The organism is Mycobacterium sp. Root135 (assembly GCF_001426545.1).
Lineage (GTDB): Bacteria > Actinomycetota > Actinomycetes > Mycobacteriales > Mycobacteriaceae > Mycobacterium.
Genome location: NZ_LMEZ01000001.1, coordinates 1,321,600 through 1,341,356, shown reverse-complemented (window position 1 = coordinate 1,341,356; position 19,757 = coordinate 1,321,600). Strand labels below are relative to the sequence as shown.

Genomic DNA, 19,757 nt, shown 5'->3' with positions numbered 1-19,757 from the left:
AGACGTGATGGGGAGTCTCGTCTACTTCTCCAGCGTCTCGGAGAACACGCACCGCTTCGTCGAGAAGCTGGAGCTGCCCGCGATCCGCATCCCGCTCCGCGACCGCATCCAGGTGACCGAACCGTACGTGCTGGTTCTGCCCACCTACGGCGGCGGACACGCCAACGGACCCGATCCGGACGCCGGCGGTTACGTCCCCAAGCAAGTCATCGCCTTTCTGAACGACGAACACAACCGATCGTTGATCCGCGGCGTCATCGCCGCGGGCAACACCAACTTCGGTGCCGAATTCGGCTACGCCGGTGACGTCGTCTCACGCAAGTGCGGCGTCCCCTACCTCTATCGCTTCGAACTCATGGGCACCACGGACGACGTCTTCGCCGTCCGCGCGGGGCTTGCCGATTTCTGGAAGGACCAGACGTGTCACCAACCGTCACTGCAGAACCTGTAACCACCGGAGTCCACGCACTCCCGGGCGAGACCGACTACCACGCGCTCAACGCGATGCTGAACCTGTACGACAAGGACGGCAAGATCCAGTTCGACAAGGATCGCGAAGCCGCCAACCAGTACTTCTTGCAGCACGTCAACCAGAACACCGTCTTCTTCCACAACCAGGACGAGAAGCTCGACTACCTGGTGCAGAAGGAGTACTACGAGCGCGAGGTGCTCGACCAGTACTCGCGCAACTTCGTGAAGTCGCTGCTGGACCGCGCGTACGCCAAGAAGTTCCGCTTCCCGACGTTCCTCGGCGCGTTCAAGTACTACACGTCCTACACGCTGAAGACGTTCGACGGTAAGCGCTACCTCGAGCGTTTCGAGGACCGCGTCGTCATGGTGTCGCTGACGCTGGCCGCCGGCGACACGACGTTGGCCGAGCAGCTCGTCGACGAGATCATCGACGGCCGATTCCAGCCGGCCACCCCGACGTTCCTCAACTCCGGCAAGAAACAGCGCGGCGAGCCCGTCAGCTGCTTCCTGCTGCGCATCGAGGACAACATGGAGTCCATCGGGCGTTCCATCAACTCGGCGCTGCAGTTGTCCAAGCGTGGTGGCGGAGTTGCGTTGCTGCTGAGCAACATTCGCGAGCACGGTGCACCGATCAAGAACATCGAGAACCAGAGCTCGGGTGTCATCCCGATCATGAAGCTGCTGGAGGATTCGTTCTCCTACGCCAACCAGCTGGGCGCCCGTCAGGGTGCCGGCGCGGTGTATCTGCAGGCGCATCATCCCGACATATACCGCTTCCTCGACACCAAGCGTGAGAACGCCGACGAGAAGATCCGCATCAAGACGCTGTCCCTCGGCGTCGTCATCCCGGACATCACGTTCGAGCTGGCGAAGAAGAACGAGGACATGTACCTCTTCTCGCCGTACGACGTCGAGAAGGTCTACGGCGTTCCGTTCGCCGACATCGCCATCACCGAGAAGTACTACGAGATGGTCGACGATGCACGGATTCGCAAGACCAAGATCAAGGCGCGGGAGTTCTTCCAGACCCTCGCCGAGCTGCAGTTCGAGTCCGGTTACCCGTACATCATGTACGAGGACACGGTGAACCGGGCCAACCCGATCGAGGGCCGGATCACCCACAGCAACCTGTGCTCGGAGATCCTCCAGGTGTCGACGCCCTCGGAATTCAACGACGATCTGTCGTATTCCAAGGTGGGCAAGGACATCTCGTGCAACCTCGGGTCACTCAACATCGCCAAGACGATGGACTCGCCGGACTTCGCCCAGACCATCGAGGTCGCGATCCGCGGACTCACCGCGGTCAGCGACCAGACCCACATCTGGTCGGTGCCGTCGATCGAGCAGGGCAACAACGACTCTCACGCCATCGGGCTGGGGCAGATGAACCTGCACGGGTACCTGGCTCGCGAGCGGATCATGTACGGCTCCGAAGAGGGCATCGACTTCACCAACATCTACTTCTACGCGGTGCTCTTCCACGCACTGCGGGCGAGCAACCGCATCGCGATGGAGCGCGGCACGCGCTTCGGTGGGTTCGAGAAGTCGAAGTACGCGTCGGGGGAGTTCTTCGACAAGTACACCGAGCAGGCGTGGGAGCCGGCGACCGAACGTGTGCGGGAGTTGTTCGCCAAGGCCGACATCCACATCCCGACCCAGGACGACTGGCGGAGCTTGAAGGAGTCGGTGCAGACGCACGGCATCTACAACCAGAACCTGCAGGCCGTGCCGCCGACGGGGTCGATTTCCTACATCAACTACTCGACGTCGTCGATCCACCCGGTGCCGTCGCGGATCGAGATCCGCAAGGAAGGCAAGATCGGCCGGGCGTACTACCCGGCGCCGTATCTGACCAACGACAATCTCGAGTTCTACCAGGACGCATACGAGATCGGCTACGAGAAGATCATCGACACCTACGCCGCGGCCACCCAGCACGTGGACCAGGGCCTGTCGCTGACGCTGTTCTTCAAGGACACCGCCACTACGCGTGAGGTGAACAAGGCCCAGATCTACGCCTGGCGCAAGGGCATCAAGACGCTGTACTACATCCGCCTACGCCAGATGGCGTTGGAGGGGACTGAGGTGGAGGGTTGCGTCAGCTGCATGTTGTGACGCACCACCGCCGAAAGTGAATCTGGCGACGCATCTCTCGCGAGTTGCGTCGCCATTTTCACGTTCGGGGGTCGACCAGTTGGGATCAGCCCTCGCGCGCCTGATCCTCGTGCAGCGCCTTCACGCGTCGCTCCTCGCGCAGCACGGCCTGGAAGCTCTCGCGTTCGGCGACCAGCCAGTCGGGCTTCTCCTCGAGCAGCGCGGTGATCTGCTCGGTGGTGAGCGCCTCGGTCACGCCGCCGCGCGCCAGACCGGCGATCGAGACACCCAGCTTCAGGGCCACCAAGTTCTTCGGGTGCGGCCCGTTCTTGCGGAGATCCTTGAGCCACTGCGGCGGATCCTCCTGCAGGGCGGCGAGCTCGGACCGGGTGATCGCGTTCTCCTGGAACTCCGCGGGCGTCGCCGGCAGGTACACGTCGAGCTTCTTCGCCGCGGTGGCGGGTTTCATGGATTGCGCGTTCGGCCTGCTCATGATGCAGAGCCTATCGGTAGCCTGAGGCCGTGGCTTCATCCTCGCCGTCCTCGCTCACAGTGGGGTACGTCCCCGGTGTGACACCTGCGAAGTGGGCCCGAACCTGGGCGGACCGCCATCCCGACATCCGGTTGCAACTGCAGACCGTCGACGCGGCCGGCGCCGTCGATGCTGTGCGGTCCGGTGACGTGGACGTGGCGTTGCTTCGGCCGCGGGTCGACACGTCCGGCGTGGCCCTCATCGGTCTCTACGACGAGACGACCGTCGTCGTGGTGCCGACCGATCACCTGCTCACCGCCGCGGACACGGTCACCGTGGCGGACCTCGACGGCGAGCCGGTGCTTCGCCCGCTCGACGACGTCGTCACCTGGCCGACGCCGCCGGGCGTCCCGGTCGAGCACCGGCCCGAAACCGTACAAGACGCAACGGAACTGGTGGCGGCCGGCGTCGGAGTGCTCGTCGTCCCACAGTCGCTGGCACGGCTACACCACCGCAAGGACCTCACCTACCGCCCGATCGCCGACGCGCCCACCTGTCCCGTGGCCCTCGCCATCCCCGAGGGCGAGCAGTCGGCATTGGTGGCCGAGTTCATCGGCATCGTGCGCGGCCGCAAACCCAGTTCGTCGCGCGGGCAAGCCGAACCGGCGCCGAAGCGCACCGCGCGGGAGAAGACGCTCGCCAAGCAGGCCGCGCGCGCCGCCGCCGGCAAGATTGCCCGCAAGCCGGGTCCGACCAAGCGCGGTCGAGGCTGACGCGCGGCGCGCCAAACGGCCGATAAATCAGTGGAATTAGCGCGCCGAGTGCTTCACCCTCGTAGGCATGAACGTTCACCTGTACGCGACGCCGGACGGCTTCGGCCCGGTGGCCCGCTGGGTGTACCGCCGGGACCCGGTCCGGTTCACCACCGAGCTGACCACCCTGCGCACCTCCGCGTGGCCGGCTGGTCACCTGCTGCTGGCCGCTCATGACTGCGACGGTGCCGTGGGCGCCGCTCTGCAGATGAGGGATTCGGTGCTGCTGGTCAACGGGCTGCCGCCCACCTTGGCCAAGGAGTCGGCCGCCGCGCTCGCACCCGTGCGCAGCGATCTGCCCGCGATCCGCGGAACACCAAGTACCGCAGCGGCATTCAGTCAAGCATGGGCTGAAGCCACCGGCGCGACCGTCACGACCTCGTTCGAGGAGACGCTGTACCGCCTCGGCGACCTGGTCCCACCGGTCGGTGTCGCCGGTGAGCCGCGGGTTGCCGACGACCATGACACCGACCTGCTCGCCGGGTGGTTCGACGCGTTCTTCGTCGAGGCGTTCGACGCGACGCCCGATCCAGCGGCCCGGCGCGGCGTGTTCCGCGATGTCGCCGACGCGGGCTGGCGGGTGGTGCTGTGGACCGTCGACGGTGAGCCGGTCGCCATGGCTCGCGTGCACGGTTGCCTGATGGGGATGTCGCGGATCGGTCCGGTGTACACCGCGCCGCAGCACCGGGGCAACGGCTACGGCGCCGCGGTCACCGCGCAGGCGGTGCGGCAGGCCTGGAGTCGGGGTGCGCGTGACGTGGTGCTGTTCGCCGACGACGCCAACCCGGTGTCCAACGGGGTCTACCGGCGGCTCGGCTTCGTGCCCGTCGGGGAGAACGTGCAGTACGCGTTCACGGCGTAGCCCGTACCACGGCACGTCGGCCAAGATGGGTTCAATGGACTCCACTTTGGCAGGACGCGTGGCACTGGTGACCGGAGGCGGGCGCGGCCTCGGCCTGGCGATGGCCGAGGCCGTCGCCCGGGCGGGGGCCAGGGTCGCCCTCCTCGACGTGCGCGACGAAGTCCACAACGCGGACGCCCAGCTGGGCGCCGCCACCGGCACCGACGTCGTCGGGGTAACCGCCGACGTCACCGACGAGGCGTCGGTCGAGGCGGCCTTCGCCGAGGTCGCCGATCGCCTGGGGGTCGTCGACGCCTTGGTCAACGCGGCTGGGGTGGCGGACACCACCAGCGCCATGGACATCACCCCCGAGCGGTTCCGTTGGATCGTCGACGTCAACCTGACGGGGACGTTCCTGGTGTGCCGGGCATTCGCGCGGCGCCTGGTCGACGCCGGTCAGACCGGCTCTGCCGTCACGATCGCCTCGATGTCGAGCCTGCGGGTGAACCGCCCGCAAGACCAGGCCGCCTACAACGCGTCCAAGGCCGGCGTCGCGATGCTGACCAAGAGCCTCGCGGTGGAGTGGCTGCCGCTGGGAATCCGGCTCAACTCGATCTCGCCGGGCTACTTCGCATCGGAGCAGACGCTCGGCGTGCCGCGGAACTCACCGGAGCAATTCGCCGAGTGGATGGCGCACACGCCGGTGGGCCGGATGGGGGAGCCGCACGAGCTCGGCCCGCTCGCGGTCTACCTGCTAAGTGACGCGTCGGCGTACGTCGTCGGCCAGTCGATCGTCATCGACGGCGGCTACACCGCCCTCTGACGCGTCGCGGTGTGACTCCCGCGACGCGTCATCGGAGTGTCGCGTCGTGAAATTCACACTCGGCGGGACGGACCCAGGCTTACTTCACCTTGTGCTGCGGGCCCTGTTCCTTCTTGTACAGCGACTTGAGCATGCGGTCGCGGAAGAACGCGTTGTCGATCAGCTTGATGCCGTTGTTCGCAACGGCGGGGATGCCCGCGAGCTTGTGGAAGTAGCGGCCACGCCGGTACTCCTTGCCCCAGGCGGCTTCCATCCGCTGCGCGTAGTTGGTGAAGTCGTCCGGCCCACCGTTGGTCAGGGCCGCGATCGCACACTCACCCGCGGCGAGGCCTGATTCGAGCGCCTTCGAGATGCCCGCACCCGAGGCCGGCTTGCCCGCACCGAGCGAGTCGCCGGTGAAGAGGACGCCCGGACGCCACGGCGGCCACGCGGTGAAGCCCATCGGCAACCGCCAGGCCCGCACCAACTTGTCCTTCTTGAGCTCCTCGATCGGCGGCAGGCCCCACTCGCGGGGCAGCGTCTGCATGAACTCGCCCATGAACTGGGTGGCGTTGATCTTCTGCCAGTCCTTGTAGCTGTTGACGTAGCCGAGGCCGATGTTGATGCGGCCACCACCGAACGGGAACACCCACGCGTAGCCCGGCAGTTGGTCGCCGTTGAACTTGAGGTTGAGATAGATGTCGAGGGAATCGGAGTCTGGCTTGTTGGCCGGCATCTCGGCGCGGATCGCGATCGCCGAATAGCCGTTGTACTCCGAGTCGATCTTCAGGGCTCGCTTGATGGGGGAGTAGGCGCCGTCGGCCGCGATGACCGCGTCGCCGTAGACCTTCTCGCCGCCCTTGAGGACTACGCCGACGACGCGCCCGGTGGCGTCGAGCTCGGGACCCGTCACCTCACATGACTGCCGGATCTCGGCGCCTGCGTTCTCGGCGTGCTTAAGCAGCAAAGTGTCCAGGACGGGCCGGGGTGCGACGTAGCCGTGGTTCGGCATCCCGGGGCGGGTCGGGAACGACAGCTCCCACTGCGACGGGCTGAAGACCGTCACCCGGTTGACCCGGTGGAACTTGTCGACCTCCTCGGCGAGGCCCATCTTCTGGAGGTAGCTGACCGCGCGAGCGGTCAAACCGTCGCCGCACGGCTTGTCGCGCGGGAACTCGGCCTTGTCCAGGACGACTACCTTGGCACCCGTCTGGGCTGCCTGCCATGCTGCGGCGGCGCCGGACGGCCCTCCGCCGGCAATCACCAGGTCGTACCGCTGCGTCATGAGTCTCGTCTCGTATAGCTGGGGTATATCGGCTCCAGATGCTACCCGCGCGGGGCGGCTGACACGTGCCGCGCGCGGGGCGACGGCGCGGTCTTGGCAGGTCAGCACCGTTCAGCTTGTACAGTGAGTCCGTGCGCAGACCCTCTCGGCCCGTTCCGGGCACCCCGCCGGGAGTGAAGGTCGACGCCCGTAGCGAGCGTTGGCGTGAGCATCGCAAGAAGGTCCGCGCCGAGATCGTCGACGCGGCATTCCGCGCGATCGACAAGCTCGGTCCCGAGCTGTCGCTGCGCGAGATCGCCGAAGAGGCGGGCACCGCCAAGCCGAAGATCTACCGGCACTTCACCGACAAGGCCGACCTGTTCCAGGCGATCGGTGAGCGACTGCGAGACATGTTGTGGGCGGCCATCATTCCCGCGATCGACGTCGGTACCGATCCGGCCCGCGAGGTGATCTTCCGCAGCGTCGAGAAGTACGTCCACCTGGTCGACGAACATCCCAACGTGTGCCGGTTCCTGATCCAGGGGCGATTCGCCGAGCAGACCGAGGCGATGCGGGCCCTCAACGAGGGGCGCGACGTCACCTTGGCGATGGCTGCGATGTTCAACGACGAACTCCGCGAAATGGAACTCGACGGGGCGGCGATGGAATTGGCCGCGTTCACGACGTTCGGCTCCGCTGCGGCGGCCACCGAGTGGTGGCTCGGTCCCGGGCCGGACAGCCCCCGACGGATGCCGCCGGAGCAGTTCGTGGCGCACATGACGACGATGATGATGGCGGCCATCTACGGCACGTGTGAGCTGATCGGCATCAAGATCGATCCCGCCCTTCCGCTGCACGAGGGTGTCCGCCGCCGCGAGACTGTGGCCTGATACCCGGTACCTGCGTTCCCAGGTATCGTGGCGGCATGACCATTGCCGAAGAGGCGGGCGCCGTTGCGGCGCAGAAGAGCCCCGTCCGCACCCGTGCCGTCATCATCGGCAGTGGCTTCTCCGGCCTCGGGATGGCGATCGCGCTGCAGAAGCAGGGCTTCGGCTTCGAGGACTTCGTCATCCTCGAGAAGGCCGACGACATCGGCGGCACCTGGCGGGACAACACCTACCCAGGCTGCGCCTGCGACATCCCGTCGCACATGTACTCCTTCTCGTTCGAGCCCAAGCCCGACTGGACCCACATGTGGTCCCTGCAGCCCGAGATCTTCGACTACCTCAAGGGCGTCGCCGAGAAGTACGGCTTGCGCCGGTACGTCCGGTTCAACTCCCGGGTCGAGCGGGCCACGTGGGACGACGCCGAGATGCGGTGGCACGTGTTCACCGCCGACGGGCAGGAGTACGTCGCCCAGTTCCTCGTCTCGGGGGCCGGCGCGCTGCACATCCCGCTGATCCCCGAGATCGAGGGCGCCGACGAATTCAGCGGCGCCGCATTCCATTCCGCGCAGTGGGACCACTCGGTCGACATCACCGGCAAGCGGGTTGCCGTCATCGGCACCGGCGCCAGCGCCATCCAGCTCGTCCCCGAGATCGTCAAGGACGTCGCCGAACTTCAGGTCTACCAACGCACGCCACCATGGGTGATGCCGCGCCCCAACAACGCACTGCCGGAATGGGTGCGGCGGACGTTCACCGAGGTGCCCGGTACCAGGGCCGCGATGCGGGTGGCGATCTACTGGCTGCACGAGGTGGTCGGCTTCGGCATGACCAAGCAGCCCGAGTTGCTCAGAATCGGTGCGCTGCTTGGCAAGTGGAACATTCGACGGTCGGTCAAGGACAAGGCGTTGCGCCGCAAGCTGACTCCCGACTACCGGGCCGGGTGCAAGCGAATCCTCAACTCCGACACCTACTACCGCGGCATCGCCAACCCCAAGACCCAGGTGATCACCGAACGCATCACGAGGATGACGCGCGACGGCATCGTCACGTTCGACGGCGTGGAGCACCCGGTCGACGTGGTGGTGTTCGCGACCGGCTTCCACGTCACCGACTCGTACTCCTACGTCGACGTCACCGGGCCCGGCGGCGAGGACCTGGTGGACCGGTGGAACCGCGAGGGCGTCGAGGCGCACCGCGGCGTGGCGGTCGCCGACATGCCGAACTTGTTCTTCCTGCTCGGTCCCAACACCGGCCTCGGCCACAACTCGGTGGTGTTCATGATCGAGGCCCAGATCCGGTACGTCGCCCAGGCGATCGCCGCGGTCGACAAGTCCGGTGCCCAGGCGGTGGCGCCGACACGCGCCGCGCAAGACGCGTTCAACGGCGACCTGCAGGACGGCCTGGCCAAGACGGTGTGGAACACCGGGGGGTGCCGCAGCTGGTACCTGGACTCCCACGGCGTCAACCGGGTGCTGTGGAGCGGCATGACCTGGCAGTACTGGCTGGCGACCAGGCGGTTCAAGCGCTCGGAGTACCGATTCATCGGACGCTGACCACGACACGCCAACCACAAGTGGTTGTGCTGCCACGCGTTGTCACACCCCAGTTGTAGTGTCATGGGAGCTCATCGCAACGCATCGAATTGGGGTTCACAGTGTCTGATGGAATCAAGTTGATCGACCGGGTCTCCGCCATCAACTGGAACCGCGTTCCCGACGAGAAGGACGCCGAGGTCTGGGAACGCCTGACCGGCAACTTCTGGCTGCCGGAGAAGGTTCCGGTGTCCAACGACATCCCGTCCTGGGGCACGCTGAACGAGCACGAGAAGCAGCTGACCATGCGGGTGTTCACCGGCCTGACGCTGCTGGACACCATCCAGGGCACCGTCGGCGCCGTGAGCCTGATCCCCGACGCGATCACGCCGCACGAGGAAGCCGTCTACACCAACATCGCGTTCATGGAGTCGGTGCACGCCAAGAGCTACAGCAACATCTTCTCGACGCTGTGCTCGACGGTCGACATCGACGAGGCGTTCCGCTGGTCGGAGGAAAACCCGAACCTGCAGCGCAAGGCCGAGATCGTGATGAACTTCTACAAGGGCGACGATCCGCTCAAGCGCAAGGTCGCCTCCACACTTCTGGAGAGCTTCCTGTTCTACTCCGGCTTCTACCTGCCGATGTACTGGAGCAGCCGCGCCAAGCTCACCAACACCGCCGACATGATCCGGCTGATCATCCGCGACGAGGCCGTGCACGGGTACTACATCGGCTACAAGTTCCAGAAGGGTCTGGCGCTGGCCGACGAGGCGCGCAAGGCCGAGCTGAAGGACTACACCTACGAGCTGCTCTTCGAGCTCTACGACAACGAGGTCGAGTACACCCAGGACCTGTACGACGGGGTCGGGCTCACCGAGGACGTCAAGAAGTTCCTGCGCTACAACGCCAACAAGGCCTTGATGAACCTCGGCTACGAGGCGCTGTTCCCCAAGGACGAGACCGACGTCAACCCGGCGATCCTGTCGGCGTTGAGCCCCAACGCCGACGAGAACCACGACTTCTTCTCCGGCTCGGGGTCGAGCTACGTCATCGGTAAGGCCGTCAACACCACCGACGAGGACTGGGACTTCTAGCCCCGACCGAACGTCATCCGCGAGAGCATCCGGTCTCGCAGCGTCAGCGTGTGAAGTAGCACGGCGCTGACGTGCGCGATGATGACGACCACCAACAGGTACGCCAGTACCGAATGCGTCTGCCGCAGCAGGAAGAACGTGTCGGCGTCGGCGGGTGCGATGCGCGGCAGCCGCAGCGAGCCGAACACCTTCACGGGCAGGCCCTCCGCGGACACCATCGCCCAGCCGACGAGCGGTTGCGCCAGCAGCAGCGCGTACATCGACAGCTCCGACCCGACGACGAGTTTGTGCTCGAACCCGCTGACGGTGTCCGGCAGCGGGGGAGTGCGATGGGTGAACCGGTTGGCCGCGCGGATCACGACGATCGCCAGGATGGCGACGCCCAACGTCATGTGCACGCCCACCAACGCCGCGTAGGACCCCAGCGAATTCACCATCACGAACCCGACGAGCAGCGCGGTGAACACCAGAATCGCGGTGAGCCAGTGCAACACTCGCGTTCGGAGCGGGAAGCGGGTTGTCATGACACGTCTCCGACCTGGATGGCTGACGCCGACTTCGGTTCGCCGGTGCGAGCCCGGTAGGACGCCGCGTACACCGAGGACCGGGCGCTCAGCAGCGGGTCGTCGGTGGGTTCGATGCCCGGCGGGAGGACCAGGGGGTCGAAGTTGACGTCGCGGGCGTTGCCCGGCGCTTCGGTCTCCGCAGCGGTCAGGGTGAGTGTTCCGGCGTCGACGACCCGCCGGTCGGGCGGCCACGGCAGCGTGGCGTCCGTCAACGGGTCCGACGGTTCGCCGACCACCAGGTGCAGTCGCCAACTGAGTGGGCCCGCCCGCAGTTGACGAACCAGCGCGTCGAACAGCCCGTCGTCACCCGCCTTCGAGGGCAGCGCCGCTTGCATCGGCTGGAACGACCACCGCACCGGGGTGCGGTGGCCGGCGGCGTCGACGAGAAAGAACGCGTTCAGGCTCGAGAAGGTGCTGTCGGCGAAACCCGTTGTCGGAGGGTGCTTCTTGATGACGGCCATCGCGGCCGCGGTCTCCGGGTGCTCGGCGAGGAAGGTGGCCATCGCCGCGGGATCGGGCTTGCCGGTGCCGGCGACGGTCTTCGACGCCAGGGTCCGGTCGTAGAACCCGCGTGGCGTATTGTCCGGAAAGACAGGCAGATTCAGCATGGCGGTGCGCCATTGGCCGGGGCCTGGCAGGCCGAATGCCAACCCGAGACCGCGCCCAGTCGACGGCGCATCGGCCATGAACGGGTTGCCGCCGGCCAACGAGAACCGGCCCGTCACGACCGTCCGTCCCGAGCCGAAGACCGCGGCCGACGACAACTCGGCCCCGTTGCCGTTGCCGTCGAAGTAGCCGGTGACGGCCACGCCCTTGGCATGGTTCTTGCGGAAGCCGGGATGATTGCCGTAGACGGTGCGGAACGCGTCGATGAACGTCTGCCGGGTGAACGCACCGCCGCCGCCGACCCACCCGTTCGCGAATGCGACGGAGCCGAGGTCGACGGCGACGAACGCGCCGACGGCACCGAGCCCGGCCACAATCGAACGCCGGGTGACCGTGGTGCCGCGCCAGTTCACCACGGGTTTGGAGCGATCTCCAGCCATTCCCTCATCATTCGAGCCCGCCGCCGCGCTGTAATCACCGCTAGCCGCCGCCCCGCCCCCCTGCTAGCAGGGGGGTCTCGAGGTCAGGCGCCCGTGATCGAGTCGCGCGACACCATCTCCACGGCGACGGGCAGGCCCGACTCGAGCGAGGCGACGCCGGCCGCGCACACGGCCGCCGCGGCGTACCCGTCCCACGCGCCAGGGCCATCGACGTTCACCCCGGAGCGGACGGCGTCGACCCAGCGTTGGATCTCCACGTCGTAGGCCGGGCCGAACCGTTCCTTGAAGCTGGGCGTGATCTGACCGCCCCAGTGCCCCGGGGCGCTCTTGCGCACCAACCCGACGTCGAGACCGATCATGGCGCTGCCACGCTCGCCGACGACCTCGGTGCGGACTTCGTAGGCGACGCCGGTGGTGACGAACACCTCGACGTCGACGTGCTTGCCGGAGGCGGTCTGGAAGATGGCGATCTGTGGATCTTGAAGACCCTGGGGCGCATTGGGATTGGCGGCGGGCTTGATCACCTGGATCGAGGTGATCTCCTCGTCGAACAGAAAGCGCGTCACGTCCACCTCGTGCACCAGTGAGTCCTTGACGATCATCGAACTGTCGAAGTTCGGCGGCACCTCGGCATTGCGGTGCACGCAGTGCATGACCAGTGGCGTGCCGAGCTCGCCACCGCCAAGCAGTCCCTTCAGCGCCACGTACTCGGCGTCGAAGCGGCGCATGAAACCGACCTGGATCAACCGCTTTCCGAGCTCGGCCTCGCGCTTGACCACCTCCAGTGACGTCGCCACGTCGGTGGTCAGCGGCTTCTCGCACATCACCGGCTTGCCGTGTTCCAGGCAGGCGAGCAGCTGCTTCTCGTGGGTGGTGCCGGGGGTGGCGAGGATGACGGCGTCGACGTCTCCGTCGGCGATCGCGTCGAGGGGATCGGCGACCGCGCGGCAGCCGGGGATGGTCGCGGCGAGCCGCTCGGCCTTCTCGGTCACGAAGTCGTTGACGACGGTGACCCGGGCACCGGCGATTCTGGAACCGATGCGTGCGACGTGGTCGGCACCCATCATTCCGACGCCGAGGACGGCAATTCTCAAGTCAGACATGCTCTTGCACTCCTAGCTGAAGCGAACGGACGGTACGCCACACGACCCGAGATAGTTCCGGGTGCGCTGCGCGATGGGGAGGGGTGCGTCGACGGCGCAGGGGTACATGTCCTGCTCGACGATCGCGAACACGTCGATGCCGAGGCGGTCGATCGCGGCCAGCAGCGGCGGCATGTCGGGGATGCCCAGTGGCGGCTCGGTCATGGCGCCGAGTTTGACGGCCTCGCCGAACGGCAGATCCTCGGCCTCGACCTTGGCGCGCACCACCGGGTCGACCTGCTTGAGGTGCAGGTAGCCGATGCGCTCGGGGGCCCGTTCGATGATGGCGATGTTGTCACCGCCGCAGTAGCTGATGTGCCCCGTGTCCAGGCACAGGTTGACGAACTCGCCGTCGGTGCCGTCGAGGAAGCGGTAGACGTTCTCCTCGGTGTCGACGTGGCTGTCGGCGTGCGGATGGTATTGCGCACGGACGCCGTACTTTTCGAACATGGCCTTGCCCAGCTCGTTCATGCCGGTGGTCTTCTTGGCCCACTGCTCTTCTGTCAGGTTGCGGTCCTCGAGCACGGCGCCGGTGGCAGGGTCGCGCCACATCTCGGGGATGACGACGACGTGCTTGCCGCCGACGGCCGCGGTGAGCTTGGCGACGTCCTCGATCTGCGTCCACACGGAGTCCCACGAATCGTCCTGGTGCAGGTGCTCGAACACCGTGCCGGCCGACAACTTGAGGTTGCGCGCGGCCAGTTCGTCGGACAGCTTCGCCGGGTCGGTGGGCAGATAGCCGAAGGGGCCCAACTCGATCCATTCGTAGCCCGAGGCGGCGACCTCGTCCAGGAAGCGGGTGTAGGGGGTCTGGTTTGGGTCGTCGGGAAACCAGACGCCCCAGGAGTCGGGGGCCGATCCGACCAGGATGCTGCTCATCGTGGTGCCAGTCCTTTCGGTGCTAAAGCGCGTTAGTAACGCGCGTGAGGTCTACTATGAACGCGACGACCGAGACGTGTCAAGCGTCACAGTGAGGGGACTGCCCGTGGCCACCCAGCGACCGACCATGGCTGACGTCGCCGTGCGCGCCGGGGTGTCACGGACGTTGGTGTCGTTCATCCTCAGCGGCAAACCCGGCGCGAGTGAGGACACCCGTCGTCGGGTGCTCGAGGTCGCCGACGAGATCGGCTACCGCCCGGACTCGGCAGCGCAACTGCTGGCCCGCGGCCGAAGTCGGACGGTCGGCGTCCTGATGGACATTCGGCAGCCATTTCACGCCGAGATGGTCACCGACGTCTACCCGGCCGCCGAAGGCGTGGGCTACGACGTCCTGTTGACGGCCAACTTGCCCGACCGTGACGAAGGGGAGTCCGTCGAGTCCTTGATCAGCCATCGGTGCGGCGGGCTCATCCTCCTCGGTCCGACGTCGGATCGCCTTGCGCTGCAGCGCTTCACCGAACGTCTGCCCGTGGTCGTGGTTGGCGCCGACGTGACCGGCAAGCCGCTGGTTCGCGGGATGAGTTCGGTGCGCACCGCCGACGCCAAGGGGATCCGTCAGGCCGTGGACTACCTGGTGGAACTCGGTCATCGCGACATCGCCCACGTCGACGGGGGCGGCGGCCCAGGTTCGGCCGAGCGGCGACGTGCCTACCGCGCCGCGATGCGCAGTCACGGGCTGGATGCCGTCGCCCGGGTGGTCGCCGGCGCCCACACCGAGGAAGCCGGTGCCCACGCGGCGCGGACGATGCTCGCGGAATCGCCGCTGCCGACGGCGATCCTGGCGAGCAACGACCGATGTGCGCTCGGCTTGCTCGACGTGTTCACCCGGTCCGGGGTGCAGGTGCCGTCGGAGCTGTCCCTGATCGGGTTCGACGACAGCCGCCTGTCGGACTACCCGCTGATCGACCTGACGACGGTGCATCAGGACGCGTCGGGCCTCGCCAAACACGCGGTGCGACTGGCGGTTCAGATGATGGAGGACGAGAGTGGCGACCTTCACGACGACGTCGTCCTCGAACCGAAGTTGGTGGTGCGCGGCACCACCGGAAGTCCTCGGGCCTCGTAACCATGGCTGGTGAGCTCGCGTGGCGGCCGGGCGTGTTCGGCGGCGCAGTGGTCGGCGGACTGTTCTGGGGTTTGGTCGCGGCGGTGACGGTCGGCGCGCCAGGGGGCGACGTTGGCCACGTTCGGTGGCCACCGCATCCCGCGCACGGTCGGCCTGATGCTGCTGGTCGGACCAACGGGCGGGTGGCTGGTGTTCGCGTCGCTGGTCGTGCAGAGCCAGCTGTTCGGCTGGGGGATGGTCTGATGTCGTATGAGGTCGACCGCGCCATGTCTCGTCGCGGCAGGGAGCCCGGAACGCCGTTGACGCTACTGGGATTCGGGCTCGGCTTGCTGGCGATGTCGCCGGGTGCGGTGCTCTACTACCGGATCTTCGCGCCGGTGGCCGAAGGGGCGTTCGCGGCGGCGCTGTTCGGCATCGTCGCGGTCGTCGTCTTCGCGGTCGGGATCAGCTGAGTCCGGCCGGGCCTAACGGCGGGGCTGCCCTGCCGGGAGCACCACCGTAGGCGGGGCGTCGGGAGCGGCGTCCGGTTGGGGTGCCGAGTCGTTGAGCACCAGTGGGCTGGTGGGCCGCAGCAGCGTCATGACAAGAGCGATCCCCGCCAGGGCGCCGGCGAGAGCCGCGGGCGCCAGGAACGCCGCCTCTCCGAAGTGGTGTTGCAGCACGCCGCCGCAGACCGCGCCCGCCGTGAGGCCCGCCCACAGCGGGCCTTGAATCCAGAATGACGGCGCAGGCTTGTGCAGGAGGATGTTCGCCAGCCCGGCGCCGAACCTGATGACTGTGCCGGTCACGTAGGTCAGTGCCAGGCTTCGGCCTGCCTCGTCCTGGAGGGTCGCGTTCTGCAGGCCGAGGGCCAGCACGACGGGGTAGGCGTGCAGCGGCACGGCGTCGGGGCCTTGGGGCATGACGAGCCCGACGGTGAGCAGCAGCGCCGTGATGACCAGCAGAGTGGACAGCCGCCACGGCCCGGACCACGCGGCAATCAGGGTGCCGAGAAAGGCGCCGAAGCAGAACAGCGCGATGACCGAGCCGAAGCGGGCCACGCCCACCCAGTCGAGGGAGCTGGCCGCCTCGCCGAACCGAGTGGTGTTGCCGCTCATGAAGGACATGAACAGCTGGCCGTATTCGAGGAAGCCGATGGTGTCCGCGACACCGGCGACCACGGCGAGGCTGACGGCGAAGAAGATTCTCGTCGTGTCGTCGGCCGGAAATGCCTTGCTTGCCATGGTGTCCTTTGGTCGAGACGTGCGGGCACCCAGTCGCGCCGAGACCCCTGTAGCCGATCCCGTGCAGACGGAAACATAGAGCGGCGCCGGACAATTGGCAGCACCTGTCATTTGAGGTCTCGAAAGGGGTTGCGCACCAACGTTTGACGCCGACGGCAATTGTGGTGAAACCAGAGATCCCCGCACGCCGCGGCGTGCGGGGATCTCGGTTGGAGCGATGTCAGGTCAGGCAGGTCAGGCGTCGCTGCGCTCGTGCGCATCCTCCATGACCGTGCGGCCGATCTCGGCGTACACGGCCGGCTTGGTGGTACGCAACCACACCGCGTACCCGAGGCCGATCGCGAAGACCGCCAGGATCATGTACGGAGCTGCCTTGAACACGTCGGACTTGGCGGCGAGTCCCGCCGCGAATTCACGGTTGTCCCAGAGCAGCCACACCACGTACAGCATCGCCAGACCGCCGACCAACGGGCACAGCAGCGTGGTGATCACGTTGCCGCGGTGGGTCTTCTTGACCCAGAAGAACCAGATGACCGCCGCCGAGCAGATGGCCTGCACCAGCAGGATCGCCGCGGTGCCGATCAGTGCCAGCAGACCGTAGACGTTGACGTAGGGCACCAGGGTGGGGGTGTCGACCGGCGTGCCGTCGGCGTCGGGAACCTGGACCGCGGTGAAGAACGCGAACGACAGCACGATCAGCAGCGTGATGACGCTCTGAATCGTAGAGGCGATGTACGGCGAGCCGTGCTTGGGGTGCGTGCCGCCGACGGTTGCCTTGATCTTCTCCGACGGGACCTCGCGGCCAAGTGCGTACAGGTAGCGCGACGCGGCGTTGTGGAAGGCCAGCGCGCAGGCGAAGGAGCCGATCACCAGCAGACCCTTGTAGACGTCGAGCAGTACGCCACCGAGGTTGGTCTGGACCAGGTTGAAGAACAGGTCGAGAGGCGAAGCGCTGATGGAGGTTTCGACGGACGTCTTGGCGCCGTTGCCGGCGATCACCATGGCCGAGATGAACGTGTAGAACAGGCCGAGACCGACCACCGCGATGATGGTGGCCCTCGGGATGATCTTCTTCGGGTTGCGCGACTCCTCGCCGTACACCGCGGTCGTCTCGAAGCCGACCCACGACCAGAATGCGAAGAACAGGCCGATGGCCATCGATCCCGCCGCAGCGGCCGTGCCGAACGCACCGGCCGGCAGGCTCTCGAAGGCGTTGTTGAGAAGCACCGTCTGGTCCAGCATCATGCCGTCGGGACCGCCGCCGGAGAAGATGACCGAGAACGCGAGGGCGAGCAGGATCAGCACCTCGGCGGTGAGCGTGATGCCGAGAATGGCTGCGGTGAGGCTGATGTCGAAGTAGCACAGCGCGGCGATGGCGACGATCGCGATCACGGCGATCACGGCCCACGGGACGTCGACGTTGAAGATGGTCTTGAGGGCGTCGTTGGCGAAGTACGCGCAACCGCCGATCAACGACCCCTCGAACACCACGTAGGCGAACGTGGCGAGCATTCCGCTTGCCATGCCCCACGTCTGCCCGAGGCCGTGGGAGATGAAGCCGTAGAACGCGCCCGTGGTGGTGATGTGGCGAGCCATCGCGACGTACCCGAGGGCGAACAGGGTCAGGATGATCGTCGCGAACAGGAATCCGGCCGGTGCGCCGAGCCCGTTGCCAAACCCGACGGCAATGGGCACGTTGCCCGTCATCGCGGTGATCGGCGCGGCATTGGCGACGGCCATGAAGATGACCGCGACGATGCCGATGGACCCCTTCTTCAGGCCGGTTGCCCGGACCTCCGCCGGATCATCGGTAGTTGCGGAATCGGCACCCACTAGGGCCTCCAAGCTTCGGAATCAACGCAAAATGACGTCCGCGACGCTGCGGTCTGTTCCAGAGCGTCGCACCCACCACCGGATCCGACAACTCGAACGGCGAAGTCGACCGTCGAGAGTGCTGGTGATCGAGGGTCTCAGCCTCGAGACTGGGGCCGTGACAATCACCAATCTGCTGACGTCGATTCTGAATTGGCTCCGGGCCGGCTACCCGGAAGGGGTGCCGGGGCCCGACCGGGTGCCTTTGCTGGCGTTGCTGCGCGCGACGCCGCTCACCGAGGAACAGATCAAGGAGGTCGTCGGCAACCTCACAGCCGCGCACTCGCCCGCCGTCACGGACGGTGGCATCGCGGTCGACGAGATCGAGCACTTCATCACCGACGTCACTCACCACGACGCGGGCCCGGAGAACGTGCGCCGGGTCGCCGCCAAGCTCGCGGCGGCGGGGTGGCCGCTGTCCGGCATCGGCGATTCGGCACCGGACGACGAAGCGGCCCAAGCCCCGGGATGACATCCGGAGGGCTTGGGCCGCAACGTGTGTGGAGCTAGTTGACGCCTGCGATCACAGGGTCGAGGTGTCGATGACGAAGCGGTACCGCACGTCGCTGGCGAGCACGCGCTCGTAGGCCTCGTTGACGTAGTCGGCCGCGATGACCTCGATCTCGGGCGCGATGTCGTGCTCGGCGCAGAAGTCGAGCATCTCCTGGGTCTCGGGGATGCCGCCGATCATCGAACCGGACAGGCTGCGGCGCTGCGCACCGAGAGGGAAGAACGGCACCACCATCGGCTTCTCCGGCGCACCCACCTCGACCAGCGTGCCGTCGGTGGCCAGCAGGCCCATGTACGCGGCGAGGTCGAGAGTTGCCGACACCGTGTTGACGATCAGGTCGAACTTGCCCGCCAGCTTGGTGAAGGTGTCCGGGTCGCTGGTGGCGTAGTACTCGTCCGCGCCGAGGCGCAGGCCGTCCTCCATCTTCTTGAGTGACTGGCTCAAGACCGTGACCTCGGCGCCCATCGCGTGCGCGATCTTGACGCCCATGTGGCCGAGGCCGCCGAGTCCGACGATGGCGACCTTCTTGCCGGGTCCCGCGCCCCAGTGGTGCAGCGGGGAGAACAGTGTGATGCCGGCGCACAGCAGGGGAGCGGCCTTGTCCAGCGGGATGCTGTCCGGGATGCGCAGGACGTAGTTCTCGTCGACGACGATGGCCTGGCTGTAGCCGCCGTAGGTCGGGGTGCCGTCACGCTCGGTCGCGTTGTAGGTGCCGACCATGCCGCCCTTGCCGGTGCAGTACTGCTGCAGACCGGCCTGGCAGTTGTCGCACTCACGGCAGGAGTCGACGAAGCAGCCGACGCCGACGTGGTCGCCGACCTTGTACTTGGTGACCTCGGGGCCGACCTCGGTCACGACGCCGGCGATTTCGTGGCCCGCGACGACCGGGTAGTTGGGCTGGCCCCACTCGGCCTTGACGGTATGGATGTCGGAGTGACAGATACCGGCGAACTTGATGTCGAATGCCACGTCGTGCGGGCCGACGTCACGGCGCTCGATGGTGGTCTTGGTCAGCGGCTCGGTCGCCGAGGTGGCGGCGATGGCGGAAACAGTCGTAGTCATCTTTTCTTCGTACCCTCTTGTCGTCTCGTGCAAGCGTTCGTCGCCGCCAGTCGTGGCG

The 19,757-nt window shown here is 66.7% G+C and carries 21 protein-coding genes; 12 read left to right on the top strand and 9 right to left on the bottom strand.

Annotated elements, in window-relative coordinates; genetic code table 11:
* Window positions 1-7: 7 nt before the first annotated feature.
* Window positions 8-451, top strand: coding sequence for a class Ib ribonucleoside-diphosphate reductase assembly flavoprotein NrdI (gene nrdI / locus ASD37_RS06500; RefSeq protein WP_056549218.1), 444 nt, complete (start codon window positions 8-10; stop codon window positions 449-451).
* A complete protein-coding gene (gene nrdE / locus ASD37_RS06495; RefSeq protein ID WP_082569951.1) occupies window positions 421-2,586 on the top strand; it encodes a class 1b ribonucleoside-diphosphate reductase subunit alpha in 2,166 nt (721 codons plus the stop codon). The genes nrdI and nrdE overlap by 31 nt, the downstream gene beginning before the upstream one ends.
* Window positions 2,587-2,671: 85 nt before the next feature.
* Here nrdE and ASD37_RS06490 read toward each other — a convergent pair whose 3' ends face one another.
* Window positions 2,672-3,058 (bottom strand): DUF5997 family protein, encoded by a 387-nt coding sequence (locus ASD37_RS06490; RefSeq protein WP_056549214.1) that lies wholly within the window; start codon window positions 3,056-3,058, stop codon window positions 2,672-2,674.
* 29 nt (window positions 3,059-3,087) lie between these two features.
* Here ASD37_RS06490 and ASD37_RS06485 point away from each other — a divergent pair, with 29 nt between their 5' ends.
* From ASD37_RS06485 to ASD37_RS06475, 3 genes are all read left to right on the top strand, one after another.
* Complete coding sequence (locus tag ASD37_RS06485) at window positions 3,088-3,810, top strand: LysR substrate-binding domain-containing protein (RefSeq protein ID WP_056549212.1); 723 nt, start codon at window positions 3,088-3,090, stop codon at window positions 3,808-3,810.
* A 67-nt stretch (window positions 3,811-3,877) separates the two neighbouring features.
* Window positions 3,878-4,711: a GNAT family N-acetyltransferase gene (locus tag ASD37_RS06480; protein ID WP_056549210.1), complete on the top strand. Its 834-nt coding sequence runs from the start codon at window positions 3,878-3,880 to the stop codon at window positions 4,709-4,711.
* A 34-nt stretch (window positions 4,712-4,745) separates the two neighbouring features.
* A complete protein-coding gene (locus ASD37_RS06475; RefSeq protein ID WP_200959750.1) occupies window positions 4,746-5,513 on the top strand; it encodes an SDR family NAD(P)-dependent oxidoreductase in 768 nt (255 codons plus the stop codon).
* 79 nt (window positions 5,514-5,592) lie between these two features.
* Here the strand turns inward: ASD37_RS06475 and ASD37_RS06470 are convergent, their stop codons facing one another.
* Entirely contained in the window at window positions 5,593-6,777 is a 1,185-nt protein-coding gene (locus tag ASD37_RS06470) for an NAD(P)/FAD-dependent oxidoreductase (protein ID WP_056549206.1), read from the bottom strand.
* Between the two features lie 131 nt (window positions 6,778-6,908).
* On the opposite strand from ASD37_RS06470, the gene ASD37_RS06465 reads away from it, so the two are divergent.
* From ASD37_RS06465 to nrdF, 3 genes are all read left to right on the top strand, one after another.
* The gene (locus ASD37_RS06465; protein ID WP_056549204.1) at window positions 6,909-7,646 is read left to right on the top strand and encodes a TetR/AcrR family transcriptional regulator; all 738 of its coding nucleotides are present in this window, start codon (window positions 6,909-6,911) and stop codon (window positions 7,644-7,646) included.
* A gap of 35 nt (window positions 7,647-7,681) precedes the next feature.
* Window positions 7,682-9,196 (top strand): NAD(P)/FAD-dependent oxidoreductase, encoded by a 1,515-nt coding sequence (locus ASD37_RS06460; RefSeq protein ID WP_056549201.1) that lies wholly within the window; start codon window positions 7,682-7,684, stop codon window positions 9,194-9,196.
* Between the two features lie 113 nt (window positions 9,197-9,309).
* Window positions 9,310-10,272, top strand: a complete 963-nt coding sequence (gene nrdF, locus ASD37_RS06455) for a class 1b ribonucleoside-diphosphate reductase subunit beta (RefSeq protein WP_056549964.1) — start codon at window positions 9,310-9,312, stop codon at window positions 10,270-10,272.
* On the opposite strand, the gene ASD37_RS06450 is transcribed toward nrdF, so the two are convergent.
* The 4 genes from ASD37_RS06450 to ASD37_RS06435 all read right to left on the bottom strand — a co-directional run bounded on the left by ASD37_RS06450 (window position 10,269) and on the right by ASD37_RS06435 (window position 13,905).
* Complete coding sequence (locus tag ASD37_RS06450; protein ID WP_056549199.1) at window positions 10,269-10,796, bottom strand: cytochrome b; 528 nt, start codon at window positions 10,794-10,796, stop codon at window positions 10,269-10,271. The genes nrdF and ASD37_RS06450 overlap by 4 nt on opposite strands.
* Window positions 10,793-11,884, bottom strand: coding sequence for a catalase family peroxidase (locus tag ASD37_RS06445; protein ID WP_056549197.1), 1,092 nt, complete (start codon window positions 11,882-11,884; stop codon window positions 10,793-10,795). The genes ASD37_RS06450 and ASD37_RS06445 overlap by 4 nt, the downstream gene beginning before the upstream one ends.
* An 83-nt stretch (window positions 11,885-11,967) precedes the next feature.
* On the bottom strand, window positions 11,968-12,987 hold the full coding sequence (locus ASD37_RS06440) for a Gfo/Idh/MocA family protein (RefSeq protein WP_056549195.1): 1,020 nt from the start codon (window positions 12,985-12,987) through the stop codon (window positions 11,968-11,970).
* A gap of 12 nt (window positions 12,988-12,999) precedes the next feature.
* The gene (locus tag ASD37_RS06435) at window positions 13,000-13,905 is read right to left on the bottom strand and encodes a sugar phosphate isomerase/epimerase (RefSeq protein WP_056549193.1); all 906 of its coding nucleotides are present in this window, start codon (window positions 13,903-13,905) and stop codon (window positions 13,000-13,002) included.
* A 127-nt stretch (window positions 13,906-14,032) separates the two neighbouring features.
* Here ASD37_RS06435 and ASD37_RS06430 point away from each other — a divergent pair, with 127 nt between their 5' ends.
* The 3 genes from ASD37_RS06430 (at window position 14,033) to ASD37_RS06425 (ending at window position 15,483) form a co-directional block, all read left to right on the top strand.
* Window positions 14,033-15,031 carry a LacI family DNA-binding transcriptional regulator gene (locus ASD37_RS06430; RefSeq protein WP_056549960.1) on the top strand — a complete coding sequence of 333 codons (999 nt, stop codon included), beginning with the start codon at window positions 14,033-14,035 and terminating at the stop codon, window positions 15,029-15,031.
* Between the two features lie 111 nt (window positions 15,032-15,142).
* Window positions 15,143-15,274 (top strand): hypothetical protein, encoded by a 132-nt coding sequence (locus ASD37_RS32495; RefSeq protein ID WP_255354801.1) that lies wholly within the window; start codon window positions 15,143-15,145, stop codon window positions 15,272-15,274.
* Window positions 15,274-15,483, top strand: a complete 210-nt coding sequence (locus tag ASD37_RS06425) for a hypothetical protein (RefSeq protein ID WP_056549191.1) — start codon at window positions 15,274-15,276, stop codon at window positions 15,481-15,483. Before ASD37_RS32495 ends, ASD37_RS06425 begins: the two co-directional genes overlap by 1 nt.
* Window positions 15,484-15,495: 12 nt before the next feature.
* Here ASD37_RS06425 and ASD37_RS06420 read toward each other — a convergent pair whose 3' ends face one another.
* Complete coding sequence (locus ASD37_RS06420; RefSeq protein WP_056549189.1) at window positions 15,496-16,254, bottom strand: YoaK family protein; 759 nt, start codon at window positions 16,252-16,254, stop codon at window positions 15,496-15,498.
* A 234-nt stretch (window positions 16,255-16,488) separates the two neighbouring features.
* The gene (locus ASD37_RS06415) at window positions 16,489-18,087 is read right to left on the bottom strand and encodes an APC family permease (RefSeq protein WP_056549187.1); all 1,599 of its coding nucleotides are present in this window, start codon (window positions 18,085-18,087) and stop codon (window positions 16,489-16,491) included.
* Between the two features lie 157 nt (window positions 18,088-18,244).
* Here ASD37_RS06415 and ASD37_RS06410 point away from each other — a divergent pair, with 157 nt between their 5' ends.
* Window positions 18,245-18,598: a DUF3349 domain-containing protein gene (locus ASD37_RS06410; RefSeq protein ID WP_056549958.1), complete on the top strand. Its 354-nt coding sequence runs from the start codon at window positions 18,245-18,247 to the stop codon at window positions 18,596-18,598.
* A 51-nt stretch (window positions 18,599-18,649) separates the two neighbouring features.
* On the opposite strand, the gene ASD37_RS06405 is transcribed toward ASD37_RS06410, so the two are convergent.
* Window positions 18,650-19,699, bottom strand: coding sequence for an NAD(P)-dependent alcohol dehydrogenase (locus ASD37_RS06405; RefSeq protein WP_056549185.1), 1,050 nt, complete (start codon window positions 19,697-19,699; stop codon window positions 18,650-18,652).
* Window positions 19,700-19,757: the final 58 nt, after the last annotated feature.

Bases quoted from the DNA above. Each gene is read 5' to 3' on its own strand.
- ASD37_RS06445 (WP_056549197.1), bottom strand. From the start codon at position 11,884: ATGGCTGGAGATCGCTCCAAACCCGTGGTGAACTGGCGCGGCACCACG.
- ASD37_RS06460 (WP_056549201.1), top strand. From the start codon at position 7,682: ATGACCATTGCCGAAGAGGCGGGCGCCGTTGCGGCGCAGAAGAGCCCC.
- ASD37_RS06435 (WP_056549193.1), bottom strand. From the start codon at position 13,905: ATGAGCAGCATCCTGGTCGGATCGGCCCCCGACTCCTGGGGCGTCTGG.
- ASD37_RS06470 (WP_056549206.1), bottom strand. From the start codon at position 6,777: ATGACGCAGCGGTACGACCTGGTGATTGCCGGCGGAGGGCCGTCCGGC.
- ASD37_RS06440 (WP_056549195.1), bottom strand. From the start codon at position 12,987: ATGTCTGACTTGAGAATTGCCGTCCTCGGCGTCGGAATGATGGGTGCC.
- ASD37_RS06430 (WP_056549960.1), top strand. From the start codon at position 14,033: ATGGCTGACGTCGCCGTGCGCGCCGGGGTGTCACGGACGTTGGTGTCG.
- ASD37_RS06490 (WP_056549214.1), bottom strand. From the start codon at position 3,058: ATGAGCAGGCCGAACGCGCAATCCATGAAACCCGCCACCGCGGCGAAG.
- ASD37_RS06425 (WP_056549191.1), top strand. From the start codon at position 15,274: ATGTCGTATGAGGTCGACCGCGCCATGTCTCGTCGCGGCAGGGAGCCC.
- ASD37_RS06450 (WP_056549199.1), bottom strand. From the start codon at position 10,796: ATGACAACCCGCTTCCCGCTCCGAACGCGAGTGTTGCACTGGCTCACC.
- ASD37_RS06405 (WP_056549185.1), bottom strand. From the start codon at position 19,699: ATGACTACGACTGTTTCCGCCATCGCCGCCACCTCGGCGACCGAGCCG.
- ASD37_RS06480 (WP_056549210.1), top strand. From the start codon at position 3,878: ATGAACGTTCACCTGTACGCGACGCCGGACGGCTTCGGCCCGGTGGCC.
- ASD37_RS06420 (WP_056549189.1), bottom strand. From the start codon at position 16,254: ATGGCAAGCAAGGCATTTCCGGCCGACGACACGACGAGAATCTTCTTC.
- ASD37_RS06475 (WP_200959750.1), top strand. From the start codon at position 4,746: ATGGACTCCACTTTGGCAGGACGCGTGGCACTGGTGACCGGAGGCGGG.
- nrdI (WP_056549218.1), top strand. From the start codon at position 8: ATGGGGAGTCTCGTCTACTTCTCCAGCGTCTCGGAGAACACGCACCGC.